This window comes from Dyadobacter sp. (genome assembly GCF_039919315.1).
In the GTDB taxonomy this organism is placed as follows: domain Bacteria; phylum Bacteroidota; class Bacteroidia; order Cytophagales; family Spirosomataceae; genus Dyadobacter.
This window is the reverse complement of the sequence record NZ_JBDSFX010000056.1, coordinates 1-14,257: the sequence shown is the minus strand read 5'-3', so window position 1 is coordinate 14,257 and position 14,257 is coordinate 1. Positions and strand designations below refer to the sequence as shown.

10 protein-coding genes are annotated in these 14,257 nt (G+C 46.3%); 4 read left to right on the top strand and 6 right to left on the bottom strand.

The features are described 5' to 3' along the window. Positions 1-29 precede the first annotated feature (29 nt). From ABIO93_RS15905 to ABIO93_RS15890, 4 genes are read right to left on the bottom strand one after another with little or no spacing between them, the layout of a single operon-like run. The gene (locus tag ABIO93_RS15905; RefSeq protein ID WP_348069355.1) at positions 30-3,173 is read right to left on the bottom strand and encodes a CusA/CzcA family heavy metal efflux RND transporter; all 3,144 of its coding nucleotides are present in this window, start codon (positions 3,171-3,173) and stop codon (positions 30-32) included. A 1-nt stretch (position 3,174) separates the two neighbouring features. Beyond that, the gene (locus tag ABIO93_RS15900) at positions 3,175-3,474 is read right to left on the bottom strand and encodes a DUF190 domain-containing protein (protein ID WP_348069354.1); all 300 of its coding nucleotides are present in this window, start codon (positions 3,472-3,474) and stop codon (positions 3,175-3,177) included. Between the two features lie 11 nt (positions 3,475-3,485). Beyond that, entirely contained in the window at positions 3,486-4,496 is a 1,011-nt protein-coding gene (locus tag ABIO93_RS15895; protein WP_348069352.1) for an efflux RND transporter periplasmic adaptor subunit, read from the bottom strand. 2 nt (positions 4,497-4,498) lie between these two features. Then, positions 4,499-5,758: a TolC family protein gene (locus tag ABIO93_RS15890; RefSeq protein WP_348069350.1), complete on the bottom strand. Its 1,260-nt coding sequence runs from the start codon at positions 5,756-5,758 to the stop codon at positions 4,499-4,501. 221 nt (positions 5,759-5,979) lie between these two features. Between ABIO93_RS15890 and ABIO93_RS15885 the strand changes: the two genes are divergently transcribed. From ABIO93_RS15885 to ABIO93_RS15870, 4 genes are all read left to right on the top strand, one after another. Next, the gene (locus ABIO93_RS15885; protein ID WP_348069349.1) at positions 5,980-7,374 is read left to right on the top strand and encodes an ATP-binding protein; all 1,395 of its coding nucleotides are present in this window, start codon (positions 5,980-5,982) and stop codon (positions 7,372-7,374) included. 106 nt (positions 7,375-7,480) lie between these two features. Then, complete coding sequence (locus tag ABIO93_RS15880) at positions 7,481-7,855, top strand: response regulator (RefSeq protein ID WP_348069347.1); 375 nt, start codon at positions 7,481-7,483, stop codon at positions 7,853-7,855. Then, positions 7,852-8,898, top strand: coding sequence for an adenylate/guanylate cyclase domain-containing protein (locus ABIO93_RS15875; protein WP_348069345.1), 1,047 nt, complete (start codon positions 7,852-7,854; stop codon positions 8,896-8,898). The genes ABIO93_RS15880 and ABIO93_RS15875 overlap by 4 nt, the downstream gene beginning before the upstream one ends. Before the next feature lie 2 nt (positions 8,899-8,900). After that, positions 8,901-9,485, top strand: a complete 585-nt coding sequence (locus tag ABIO93_RS15870; protein WP_348069344.1) for an HD domain-containing protein — start codon at positions 8,901-8,903, stop codon at positions 9,483-9,485. Between the two features lie 46 nt (positions 9,486-9,531). Here ABIO93_RS15870 and ABIO93_RS15865 read toward each other — a convergent pair whose 3' ends face one another. Together ABIO93_RS15865 and ABIO93_RS15860 are read right to left on the bottom strand one after the other, a co-directional pair. Continuing rightward, complete coding sequence (locus ABIO93_RS15865; RefSeq protein ID WP_348069342.1) at positions 9,532-12,780, bottom strand: cyclic nucleotide-binding domain-containing protein; 3,249 nt, start codon at positions 12,778-12,780, stop codon at positions 9,532-9,534. Between the two features lie 96 nt (positions 12,781-12,876). Then, positions 12,877-14,257: cation:proton antiporter (locus ABIO93_RS15860; RefSeq protein ID WP_348069340.1), on the bottom strand; the 1,381-nt coding region annotated here is incomplete at its 5' end.

Genomic DNA, 14,257 nt, shown 5'->3' with positions numbered 1-14,257 from the left:
GCACAAAAATATCCTTTTTCCGGTACGAATTACAATTCCAGTACTTCCTCTGTTTTCTTCGGTTTGCGCGTTTTTTCAGTCCATAAGAACAAGGGGGGAAGCAGGATAGGAGCGAAGAGCAGGGTACTGGTTAGTCCGCCGATGATCACCGTGGCCAGCGGACGCTGTACATCCGAACCTATCCCTGTTGAAATGGCGGCCGGAACCAGACCGATAATGGCTACGATCAGGATCGACAGCAATGCACGCAGCTGTTCGGTGGAAGCTTCCAGGACGCGCTCTTCCGTATTATTTTCCTGGTCCAGCATCGCCCGGTTCAGTGCCGAAACGAGCAAAACCCCAGCCATGACCGAAATACCGAATATGCTCACAAAGCCAACGCCGGCAGAAACATTGAAATAGTAACCCCTCATCAGCAGCGCCACGATTCCACCACCCAGCGCAAAAAGAATGCAGCTGATTGTCACCATCGTATGCGACAGGTTTTTGAAAAGCATAAAAAGAAAAAGGAACACCATCACGATCGTCAGCGGAATGGTGAATGCGAGTTGCTTGCCTGCACGTTCCAGGTTTTCGTACTGACCACCGTAAATGATGCTGTAACCTTTTGGAACGTGCACCTGCGCATTCAATTTTTTCTGCAATTCTGCCACGAAACCGCCCTGATCACGTCCCTTAATGTTGGTACGCACGGTCACCATTCGTTTGCTGCCGTACCGGTAAATATTGGTCTGGCCTTCCATAAAGTGAATGTCTGCGAGCTGGCTCATAGGTACCAGCGCACCTGTGAGAGAGGGCACCTGTACATTTTTAATGGCATCGATCGAGTTCCGGTATTTAGGCAAAAAGCGGATCACAATGTCATAACGTTTGGTGCCATCGTACAATGTGGAGATGGTTTTTCCACCGATAGCCGCTTCGATCATGTTCTGAATGTCAGCGACATTGATCCCAAAACGGGCCGCCGCTTCGCGGTTAATGTTGATAGCCAGCTGTTCCTGTGGACCTTCCTGCTCAATATTTACATTGTCGGCACCGGGTGTACTTTTCACGATTTTTGCAATTGCTTCTGCCTTTTGACGCATCATGGTGAGATCATCGCCTACCACGGATACGGCCAGATCGGCTGCACTACCGGTCACGATTTCCATTACCTGGTCAATGATCGGCTGGCCGGATGAAAATGAAACCGCTGGAAGCTGCATTTGAAGATCGTGTTTGATTTTTTCAACAAGCTCTTTTTTCGTAATGGTTTTACTCCAAAGATCATAGTCTTTCAACCCCACCAGTATTTCATTTCTGTTCGCTGGGAATGGGTCAGTACCATCGTCATTTCGGCCGGTTTGCGTGATTACAAAGGCGATTTGAGGATATTTGGCAATGATTTTACGGATTTTGGGCGCATAGCTGGCATTTTCCTGAATGGTAATACCCGAGGGAAAATTGCCTCGAAGAAAAATAGAACCTTCGTCCAGTGTCGGCAGAAACTCGGTTCCCAGTTTCAATCCAAACAACACGAGAATGGTCACCAGACTAAACCCGACAAGGACTGTGGTTTTATAATGTTTCAAAAACCGGGCTAACGATTTGGAATAAGAATTCGTCATGAAATCCAGTACGAAATTCTTATGCTCCTTCATCGGTTTTTCCGGGTCGGAAAGTGCTTTTTTGTATGCGAAAGAAATTAGTACCGGTATGAATGTAAGCGCAGCCAGCATAGAGCCAATCACCGCAAATGCTAATGTTAAAGCCATGGGAGAGAAGAGTTTACCTTCCACACGGGTCATGAGCAAAATAGGCATGTATGCCAGTATAATGATCGTGACCGAAAAGAATATTTCCCTGCCTACTTCCTGCGCCGAAAGCAACGTAATCTTCACAATCCCCTGCTGCTTTTCTTCGACCGTAGCAGTGCGGTATTTTCGGATCAAATGCTCGGCCATCACACATGCTCCGTCCACAATGATACCGAAGTCAATGGCACCTAATGACAGCAAATTCGCCGGAATGCCGCTCAAACGCATTAATATAAACGCAAAGAGTAAGGAGAATGGAATGGTCAATGCCACCACCAGCGCGCTTCTAACACTTCCCAGAAAGAAAATTAGCAGTATCACCACGATTGATACGCCTTCAAATAGCGTATGCGCCACGGTTTCCAGGGAATGGTCGATCAGGAAGCTGCGGTCGTATAACGGTCGTAAGTGAACGCCCTCAGGAAGTTCGCTGGTTTCCAGATCGGCCATTCTTTCTTTTAATACTTTGAGTACTTCACTGGGGTTTTCGTATCTGCGCAGCAGAATAATCCCTTCCACGCCGCTGCTGACATCCACTTTATCCTGTGTAATGGTATAACCCATCACCCCGCTTGGAGGCGGAGGTGTGATTTCGACCGTAGCCACGTCGCGGACAAATACCGGCACACCATTCTCGGATTTCAAAACGATATTCTGAATGTCTTGCTCATTTTTAATGGCGCCCAATCCGCGGATCGCAAATCCCTGGCCACCGCGCGAGATCACATTACCACCCGTATTTTGATTGTTGACGTGAATGGCATCCATTACATTTTGCAACGATAGGCCGTATTTGACTAGTTTTTCGGGAGAAGTAATGATGTGGAATTGTTTCAATGGACCGCCAAAAGTGGTCACATCCGCAATTCCGGGTACTTGCAGCAGCGCAGGCTTGATTACCCAATCCTGCAAATCACGCAGCTGCGTCGGACTGTAACTGGCCGGTGCTTCCACCACATAACGTAATATTTCACCTACTGCTGTCGACAACGGGGCCAGCTCTGGGGCGACGCCGTCCGGTAACTCTGCGGAGGCCAGACGTTCATTCACTTGCTGACGGGCAAAGTAATCGTCCGTTCCGTCTTTGAATGTAAGCTGTACCACCGATAATCCGAAAATGGTGCGGCTCCTTCTGTCCAATACATTAGGCGTGTTTTGCAAAGCCCTTTCAATGGGCACGGTAACTTGTTGCTCCACTTCCTCGGCAGCCCTGCCTGGATATTGGGCAATTACGATCACATTGGTATCCGCGATATCGGGATAAGCCTCTATTTTGAGTTGGGTAAAACACCAGTACCCAACGCCCATCAGCACAAAACTGATCGCTATCACAACCCACCGGTTGCGCAAGCTGAAAAAAAGCAGGTTCTTAATCATTTTAATTCCACAGGTCTACATGGTTGGTAACTATAAAACCGCTCTTCATTTCCTTGCGGAGCCTGGTGAGGGCAGTTTTTACTTTTTCTTCCTCGTCAATGAATGCAATGACCATGGGCGTTTCATCGAAACTGAACAGATCATTGGGACGACTTAAATGCTTGCCATCGAAACCCAATCTGCCGCGATAAACGGTTGCGCCCATTACTTTTTGCCTGACCAAAAATTGCAGAATGTGCTCGTAAAGAGGCACTTCGCCTTTCCAATGGTCAGAGCCAATGAATATTTGTGCTTGTAGCATGGCTTTTTAATTTAATAGCCGAATGATAGTCCTTTCAATTGCATAACCCCTTTGGTAACCACATCATCTCCGTTTTTCAGCCCATTGTAGGCAATAATCCGGTCGCCGATCTGGTCTCCCACACTTACTTCGCGGCGCTCAAAACCATTGGTGCCGGTTTTGACGAATACATAATTCTTGCCCTGAATGGTGATCAGCGCATCTTTGTTAATGCTCAGGTTTTTGCCTTCGCTCAATCCGAAACCAACGGTACCGAACATTCCCGCTTTCAATTTGCCAGTAGCATTGTTGACCGTCACCCTAAGTTTGATCATTCGTGTAGTCTGATCCACCATATCAGCGATATCGTCGATCCTGCCCGAGAAGTTCTCGTTTGGAAATGCAGTAAACTGAATGGTACATTGGCTTCCTTTTTTCACCTTATTGATCTCACTTTCAGGAATATCGCAGATCACGTAGGCCGTTCCGGCAGGGGCACTGCGTAGCTCACGTGGCTCGAATCCGCCTGCTTTCAGCTTTGTTTCATGTTCAATTATGGCTGAGCGTTCATTGATCAGGTTGGTTTCTTCCATGGACAATGCGGTTTGCGATTCCAGGAGGTCTTTGCCGGTAGCAGCGCCGTGTTCCTGTAAATCTTTCAACCTGGAAAGTTCTGTTTTTCTCTGTCTGATGTTGATGTTCTGGATCTGGTTGATCATCGTCAGATGCTGTAAAAGTTGGGTGTAGTTGCCCGACAGTTCCGGATTATCAAACAATACGATATTTCCGGAAGCGCCTTCTTCTGAGCGGATTACGGTGGCCGATACTTTGGCGGGAGCCGCAATGTCCGCCATTAATGCGGTACTGGAAATGCGTTCTGTCTGGAAAAAATGAGTACTTTCTGCTTTTGGGAATGTGATCCTGGTTCCGTTACCATTTACGGCCGGGGTAGTGTCTTCCTGCACTACATTTTTGGTTTCCTTGCTTTTGCAGGCGGCCATCATTACGATAAAAAGGCAGCTGCAAACGAGTATGTTTTTCATGGTTATTGAGCGATTTGATTGATCATTCCTGAGGCATTAAGTAGGTCGATGTAGCTTTGGCGATACTGTTGCAGCAGGTCGTAATACTGCTGCTGGGTATCTAGCCAGCTTCGTTGGGCTTCCAGAAAATCGATGATTGTCGTTCCGCCACGCAAGTAAGAATATTTAACACTGTTCAAAATGGTCTGAGATTGAGTTAGTAACTGATTGAAATTCTGTACGTTCCGTTTTTGGGTTTGATAACTTTTATAAGCGGTCAAAATTTCCGTCTGAATCTGGGTTTCCGTTGCCCGTAGGTCCTGCTCAGCTTGTTGCTTCACAATCTGGGACTTCCGTATTTCACCCTGGTTCCTTGAAAAAACAGGGATTTCGATGGTACCGTATACACCCATGTAGTTGACCTTATTTTGTGGGTTAAAGATCAGTCCCAGTTCAGGCGTCGGCAATGCATTCGATTTTTGCAGTTTTATGTTCGCGTCCGCCACGTCCATCGTCGATTTAATGGCTTGTATATCGGTACGGTTCTGCAACGCTTCCTGCACGATGGCGTCCATTTGCGAGGGAAATGTGAATGCAAACTGATCAGTTGTATCGATCTGTACCGAGTCGGCAGTACCCATCAGGTATTTGAGGTTGATGATCTCATTCTGAAAGTTCTGACGCGCGGTTTTCAGTTGAATGTCATACTGATTGGCGAGAAGTTCGGTACGGGACAGATCGGTAGTCGTGATCACCTGATTTTTCAATCTCAGGCGGTTAATATTGGCCAAAGAGTCGATGTTACTCTTCGCGGTACCCAGTAAATCAAGTTGTTTGCGGGCAGTCCACACGTCGAGCCATTTTTGCGCAACGGTCTGAAACAGATGTCTTTCTGTGTCGGCATATCGCTTTTCGGTAAGCCTGACATTTTGTTCAGCGAAATTTATTTTATTCTGACGCTGTACAGGCAGCTGAAATGGCTTGGTGACCTGCCACCAAACCTGCCGGTTAGCACCATTGTACCAGGAAGCATTTTCGGGGAAACGGGAGGGCTGTACCAGTTGCAGCGACTGGTTATTCAGTATTGGATTGGGCCGCAGCTGAGCGGTGGTAATGTCTGCCTGTGAAATGCCCACATTAAATTGTTCCCTTTTTAAAATAGGATTATTGGATTTCGCTGTTTGAAGCGCCTGCTGTAAGGTATACACCGTTTGTGCTTTACCGGGCGCGTACCACCAGGTCAGCATGGCTATCAGTACCGGTTTTACTACTTTGAACGACATGATCTCTTCGTTTAGATTACTTGCCGGCAAAGGTTCGTCGCAGTGCTAAAAATGGTATTAAAACTGTTTTATAATTAGATTAAAAAACGGTTAGAAATAAATTAGAGTGACACCGTTTGGCGCATTGCGCCGTGTGAAATGATTATTTAAAGGAAAATAATTACTTTGCTGAAAGAATACGGTTTATCATCAATAGAAGAAAATAGCATTACACCACCTGCATGGATTATTTTATAGTATCATTTTTCCTGATCCAGTATGTTCGTACCTCCTTGCAGACGGCCACGCAGCTTCCTCAATGGGATAAACAACTCATCTTTGCGAGATATGCCAGTATTGCGCTGATCGCCACCTATTATGTGTCAGATACTCCGTCGTGGTTTGGCTGGTTCTGGGTTATTTTTCTGGTGGTTTTGATGCGGATTTTTTATCAAAATGAAGCCTTCCAGCCGATCAGGTCTATGATCCAGTCGGTGATCCCATTTATCGTTATTTCGGTGATCTCGGAATTCGTAGAGACAGTTTTACCTAAGTTTTATAAAGAATATAAAGAGTTCTTCGAAATTGGACAGGCATTCGCATTTGTGCTTTGCTTCGTAATCTGGCTATACGCCCGTAAACAACAAAAAGTGCTCATCAAGGAGCGTGAAGAACGATTCAGAGAAGAACAAGAAGCCAAGGAGCAAAAGGAATCGTTGGAATATCTCGTGAATGAGCGTACGCATGAGCTTTTGCAGCAAAAAGAAGAATTGCAAAAGACCATTGAGGAGTTGAAAGCGACTCAGAATCAGCTCATACAGAGCGAGAAAATGGCTTCCCTTGGAGAGTTGACAGCCGGCATCGCCCATGAGATCCAGAACCCGCTCAACTTTGTCAATAACTTTTCGGAGGTGTCGGTAGAGCTTTGCCAGGAACTGGAAGAAGAAATTGATAAAACGTCCATTTCTGACTCGGATAAGGAGTACATTAAGGAGATTATCGGTGATCTGAGCCAGAATCAGCAGAAGATCACGCACCACGGTAAACGTGCGGATTCTATCGTGAAAGGAATGCTACAGCACTCCAGGGTTTCTTCGGGAGAGAAGGAACCTGTGGAGATCAATGCGCTCGCGGATGAATATATGCGGCTGGCCTATCATGGCCTGCGTGCCAAGGATAAGGAGTTCAATGCCGCATTGGTCACAGACTTTGATACCAGCATCGGAAAAGTGAATGTGCTGCCGCAGGACCTGGGAAGGGTGTTTTTGAATCTTTTCACGAATGCTTTTTACGCGGTGGCGGAGAAAAAACGGCAGCTGACTGAGGCTGGTACTGCAAATGATTATAAGCCAGAGGTGAAGATCAGTACTAAGAAATTTGCCAATAAATTATACATCAGAGTATCCGACAATGGCACCGGGATGCCTGATCATGTGAAAGCGAAGATCTTTCAGCCATTTTTTACTACCAAACCGACCGGCCAGGGCACAGGATTGGGACTTTCGATGAGCTACGACATCATTACCAACGGACATGGCGGGTCGTTGGAGGTGCAAACGGTACCCGGCGAAAGCACAGAGTTCAAAATCACCATTCCCGTCGGCTATATTTCGGATCAGTCTACTGGAAATACGTAATACTGCTAGTGGTGGCCTGAATAGTCCCGTCCGAAATTTTATTATGTTTATCTTTCCACTGAATTAACCGTGGCCCATTTCTTGATTTTTTATCGGTGAATGATTTATGAAAATATTGGTAGTTGACGACGAAGAAGATGTTAAATCACTTTTTGAACAGAAATTTCGAAAAGAGATCCGCAATGGTCAGTTTGAATTTTCATTCGCATTTTCGGGGGAGCAGGCACTGGACTATCTCGCCGGACATCCCTCCGAGGTTGTCATGATCCTCTCCGACATTAATATGCCCGGAATGAGCGGTATCGAACTACTAAAATCGATCCGAAAAGACTTCCCGTCGGCACCGCCGCAGGTCATGATGATCACGGCTTATGGAGACAGCGAAAATCACGATCAGGCTATGCAGCTTGGAGCGGACGATTTTCTGACGAAACCTGTCAATTTTATTGAACTGAAAGAGAAATTGCTGAACACTTTATGAAAGCCAAAATACTGGTCGTGGATGACGAGGCAGATCTTCAACTGCTGATCAAACAGAAATTCAGAAGACAGATCCGTGAACAGGAATATGAATTTATTTTCGCAGAGAATGGGGTAGTGGCCCTGGATATGCTGAGCCGGAATCCCGATGTGGATATGGTGCTCAGCGACATCAATATGCCCGAAATGGATGGCCTGACTCTGCTCATCCGACTTGGGGAATTGAGCCCGATACTTAAATCCGTGATCGTTTCCGCCTACGGGGATATGGACAACATTCGAACAGCGATGAACCGCGGCGCATTCGATTTCCTGACCAAACCCATTGATTTTAAGGATCTTGAAGTAACAATGGAGAAAACGCTGCATTACGTGGCGCAGTTGAAGGAAACACTCAAAGCAGTGCGCGAGAATGATATTCTGCGTATGTACGTGGATTCTTCTGTGCTGCAATTCATGACGCAGGACACTTTTGAAAAGTCGCTGATGACAAGCGAAATCATCGAGGGTACCGTTGTATTCATGGATATGTGCGGCTTTACTTCTATTTCAGAAAAGGAGCCGGCAGACACAGTTGTTAGGCTGATCAACAAGTATTTTGATGTGATGGTGAAGGAGATTATCGCACAGGGCGGATTAGTGGACAAGTTTATGGGAGATGCTGTCATGGCTGTTTTTCGTGGCGACTATCACCTTGATCGTGCGGTGGAATCGTCGCTGGCCGTGCGAAACCATATTAACAGCTTCAAAGAGCAGTTGTCCGACCTCTCAGGTTATTATCCCAAAGTGTCCATCGGCATTAATTCAGGCGAAATGGTGTCCGGCAACATTGGCTCCGCTGCACTGAAACGGCTTGACTATACTGTGATCGGTGATGTGGTAAATGTCGCTCAGCGCCTGCAATCCATTGCCCAGCCAGGCCAGGTTGTGGTTACGGAACTGGCATATTCGGGCATTAAGGAAGCTTTTAAGTGTAACCTGATCGGAGAATTCAGCCTCAAAAATAAAGCGGAGGCCGTGAAGGTTTACGAAGTAGTGGAATAACTATGGATGTAGAATATATCAAATCATACATTACCGGAGAACTGCGAGCAAGGCTCGACCCGACACTATACTACCACGGGTTTCATCACACGCTGGATGTTACCAATGCGGCTTTGCGCCTTGCAGAGGCGGAACGGATTAAGGACCGAGAATCGTTGCAGCTGCTTGAAACCGCAGCTTTGTTCCATGACTGCGGTTTTTTACACACCTACCAGGGGCATGAATTGGAAGGATGTACCATTGCCCGGAACGTGCTGCCTGATTTTGATTTTAGTGAAAATCAGGTTGCTATCGTTTGCGGAATGATCATGGCTACCAGGATTCCGCAGGAGCCGAGAACGCAGCTCGAAAAGATCATTGGCGACGCCGACCTGGACTACCTAGGCAGGCACGATTTCGAGGAGGTAGCAGCAACACTTTATGAGGAATTAAAGGTCCGGGGCATGGTTAGTGACATGACCGCCTGGAATCAGGTACAGATCCGTTTTTTAGAAACACATCAGTACTGGACAATAACCGCCCAAAAATGGCGGGATGCTACTAAGCAACAACATTTGGATAACCTCAGAGCACTCGCGTCACACTAGTCGCGTTACAGCAGCCGCAATGGGTTAGTCGTGCTGCGCTATTGCGCTACGCCAGCCGCATTTTCTCGTTCTGTACACGTATGCGCTGGCATAGGATGCGCAGGACATTGCGGAGGATCTCGTCCCTTTCTTCCATGAGTTCGAAGAAATCTTCCTGATCGATGCGGAATACGAGTGCATCGGTTTCTGCTACGGTTGTCGCAGAACGTGGCTCGGTATCCAGCAGGGCCAGTTCACCGAAAATCTCTCCCTTATCAAACAGCGCCAGTTGTTTTTTACCATCATAAATTCCTACCTGGCCCGTGTAAATGATGTACATGGAGTCACCAATATCGCCTTTTGCAAAAATCTCCTGGCCGTCACTGTAATTCACTTCCTTCATGATCGGCGCAATGGAGCTGAGCACATTCTCCGGGGTTTGGGAAAACAGCTGCGTATTTTTCAGGACAATGACCCTTTCCATTTCGGAAATCTGGTGGGTGGTTTCGACGTGCTTCATGGGTATTCTGATTGTAAATTTGAGATCGGCATTTTGTGCCAGCGCGGTATATTTTTGGTAAACGGCTTCCCGTACCAGCTTGGACGGGTGCGTGGCAAGGCTTTCGAGGTAGGCGATTTCCTGCTCGTCGGTACCCACATTTTTCACTGCCAATGCAATGGTCCAGGGTGTGAATGATCGTTCCTTTTGTGTCAGTATATAAGGAACAAGCGACAGGCCGATGTCCTGGCTGCCGGTATACTGGCGGAGTGCGTCACGCTTTTTCTGTATGGTAATATCTTCAAACATGGCGTGCAGGGAAGGGTACAGCATCCGGGGTAAAAGGCTCTCGATCATTTCCAGCGAATTGGCTCTTTTTTCCTTACTGGCATGCTTGATTCCCTTCCATGCATTCTGAACTGCATCTTTGTCATATTGCATCATGAAAAGGTAAAACAGGCGCTGACCGGTCAGTTCCAGTTCATATTCCAGCGAATCATTCCATACTTTATTGGCTTCATCTTCGTCCATGCCACTGAGCAGCTGCGAGGCGTGTATTAATTCTTTTTCAACAAATTCAGATATAATCTCTTTATAATCAGCTACTAGTGAATAATTCGTAAGTGCTTTTAAGGCAGCAGCATGTTTAAAAGTATCGATTTGGGCAATATGAATGTTACTATCTGAACTTATTAAAAGTTTATGATGGTAAATATTTTTAATTAGGTCAAAAAGTATTTGAAGTATAAATTCGTGTTTGGTTTTTTCCGCTACTTTGATCAACGTTTTAATGCGATCACCGGACGGATCATGTTGCAGCCAATCCTCCACAATCCTGATCCCCGAGTCTCCGGAATGGATCAATGCAGTGACTGTTGACCGGGATAATGTCCCGCTCCATAACGGTTTCAATTCCCGCAAAAGCGAAGCAGATCCTACTGTCGCGGCTACTTCCAACGCAAAGTTGCGTACCTTTTCCGTACCGGTTTTAATACAGTTTTTGACCAGGTCTTCATAAGAATTAATACCGGTAAATTTTACACAATCCAATGCAGCCAGCTGGTAATCTTCTCGGTCGGAAGTAAACAATTTCCGCAATGTGCCATGAATCAGCGGCAATGCTTTTCCGGCTTCCCAGCAGCCCAGTATTGAGCCTGTCACGATATCCAGATCTTCGTGCGCCAGGAATTTTGCAAGCTGCTCGTCGGACAATCGGGAAGTAGAACACGCAATTCTCACAGCTAATGTCTGGCAGGCGGTGTCTGGTTCGGCCTCAATGTATTTGAGAAATGTGTCGGAAAGTTCAGGCTTCTCCATGGTTGCCAGCGTTTGTAATGTCTTTAAACGGACAGGAGTAAATGGGTTTTGTAAAAGCAGGTCCACGTTCTTGAGGAACAGAGAAATTTTGTTTTTGGAAAGCCAGTCTATCGCATTCAGGACTTCCTCTTTTCGGTCGCTTTTCAGGTTTGCCGCAATGATCGGTAAAGCTTCGGCAGGTGAGGCCATGAGACCGCTGCGAATAAATCTTTTACTGATTGCGGTTTTTAGCTCCTCAATGTAATGGCCGTACGCTTTTTTGAAAATAAACAGTGCGGCGATCGCGAAAAGCAGCGACAGGTCGAACGTAAGGCTAATGTTACTCAGGTGTTGGGTGTAAACAATCCAAAGCAATATACCTGCTATGAGCATACCCAGCGGCTCAAAAAGCCCTTTGGCCAATGTGTGCCCTTTTAAACGGGTTTTGGTAGACAATGGTTGGAAAAGCACCAGAAATACCGGATCGAAAATCGTCCTGCGAACGAGTTCAAAAAGCAGGTAGGCAGCGCAATAATACACTAATAAGGATGGTTCGTCCTTTTTGAAATAGGATGAGACCAGCAGGCCCAGTGAAATGAAGATCGTGGTTAAAGGCAATAAAAAGAGTGTCACCTTCACGCCGAAACGCTCCACCGTCTTGCCGGAAAATATCAGTTTTACAAAAGTAGAAATGACATAAGTAGCTGTCAACAAAGTTCCTACAAAGGTTATTACATCATGCTGGCTGTGAAATTTGTATTTGACATTTACAAAAAAATGGTACTCGATCCAGGTAGCCGCAGCCGCAATCGCCACCATACCGAGGCACAACGAGGTAAGAAGCTTGTTGCCGCCAAAGTACTTCTGTATAATGGCGGATTCTGACTCGGACACCTGACGTGGCCTCGCATGATGTGGATTTGGTATCTCTGTAAATCGGAATGTCAGAATTTGGGTATAGAAAGCCAGCGCGAAAAAGACCAGTGAAATGATGAGCAGGATCATGAGCACGGAAGGAGAGTGGATGAGGACGGCGAGTACCGCTCCCAGCGCTTTCGCAGGCATATCACCCGAGCCGATCACACTGAACAGTCTTTTGCTTTGCCTTACATCAAAAACGAGAGCAGATAATCCCCAGAATTCCAGGTTAATAAGCAGATAAATGATCCTGTAACCAACCATGACCGCGATGGCCGTCGCGATACCGTGACCCAGCCAAAGCAGTACCATAACGACTACTACCATGAACAGCGAGGAGAACATTGTGCCGAGGCTGAGGCGTTTCAGCAGCAAATGGTGTTCAAAATACTCGTAAATTTTTCCTGCCGCCATCACCGACAACGCGGCGGCAATGTAGGCGATCGGTAAGGAATACTCAGGGTGGTTTTCTAGGAGCAGTACGTTAGCAGAAACATAAACCAGCGTGGTGCCGACATTAATAAAGAAATTATGAAAGAAGAATAGGATCGTCTGCGGATTAATGGAACTTGAAATTCTGGTATTCTTAAAGAAGGCTATCATACAGTTGGAATGCTACGTCGCTTATGTAAAATAAACACTTTTATTCCGGTAAAAAAGACTTACCAAGTCTTGAAGACTTGGTAAGTCTCTTGACTATTAACCACGCACAATCAAAACCGAAGGCGAATAGGACAGCCAAATGCTGTGAGATTCAACGGCTTTCTTCCAGCACTCCAAACTGATTAGCATCAGGTCCTTTCCTTGCAGGAAATCTTTTTCTAATGCGTTCTCGTGGTGAAAAGTAACTTTTTCGGGTGCTATATCCTGAATTGATTTTAATGTTTCCATCAAATCGGGTTGTTGGGCGAGGCTGTGGCCGGGATCCATGATCGTCAGGTTGATGTTACCGGTCATGGCCAATTTGTGGGCGAATGGTAGCAGGAACTGATCTTCTTTCGAAAAAAGCGGCACCAGAATGTTTTCGACTTTTTCAAGTTTTTTCTCAATTAGAATACCAACCGGCACCTTCACTGATTTAATGATATGGGTCGTCCTTTCATCAAATACGTCGGAATGAAATAACTTTTCCTTTCCGGTGATGGTGTCAAAAAGCCTTTCTCGGCTGATTATTTTGGAGGTAAAACCAAGAATCCGGCCGAGTAATGTACCTTCAAAAACCGTATGACCGATACCGATCATGAGCATATCATAATCCCCGCTATTGGCGGTTTCAATGATATCGTGCTCGATATTTTGAGAAGGCTTGAACAGCGATTCAAAAGGCAGGTCCAGCTTCTGCGCTTCTTCTGAGATCGGTCTGAACGTTTCGTACTGATACTCTTCGGTATTGACCTGATTGAGATAGCTGCTGGGGGACAAATGTAGTGCTGTAATGTGCTGTTCGGGCGATTCTTTGCGGATCAGGTTATATGCAAGCCTAAGCATTTTTTTTCCGCCCTGGGGACTTGCAAACGCAATAAGAATCGCAAATCGTGACTCTTCGGCCGCTTCCCGCAGTTCGTCCCATTTCTTGGCGGGTAAAAATTTGTCGATAAGATCGAGTGCCGGACCAGTCATGCAGGTAGTAGCGAGCGCCATAATGACCATCATCGCAAAGATCTCTGGCGAAAGCACGCCGATATCGTAGCCAATGTTGAGCACGACGAGCTCCATTAGGCCTCTTGTATTCATCAATGAGCCAATAATAAGGCTGTCACGCCACGACTGGTTCACGAAACGTGCTGCTACGGCACTACCGATGAACTTCCCTGTGACAGCCGCCAGAATGATCAGACCGGTTACCTGCCATAGATAGGGGTCGTTCAGCAGACCGATTTGTGTTCTTAGCCCAGTAAATACAAAGAAGAGTGGCAATAGCAAAACCATGGAAACATCTTCCACTTTTTCAATGAAAAGACTTCTGAAACTCTGGTTACTAGGCATGATCACGCCTGCCATAAACGCACCGAAAAGAGCATGTATACCAATTACTTCGGTGCAATAAGATGATAACAAAAGGATCACAAAAAATAGCGCA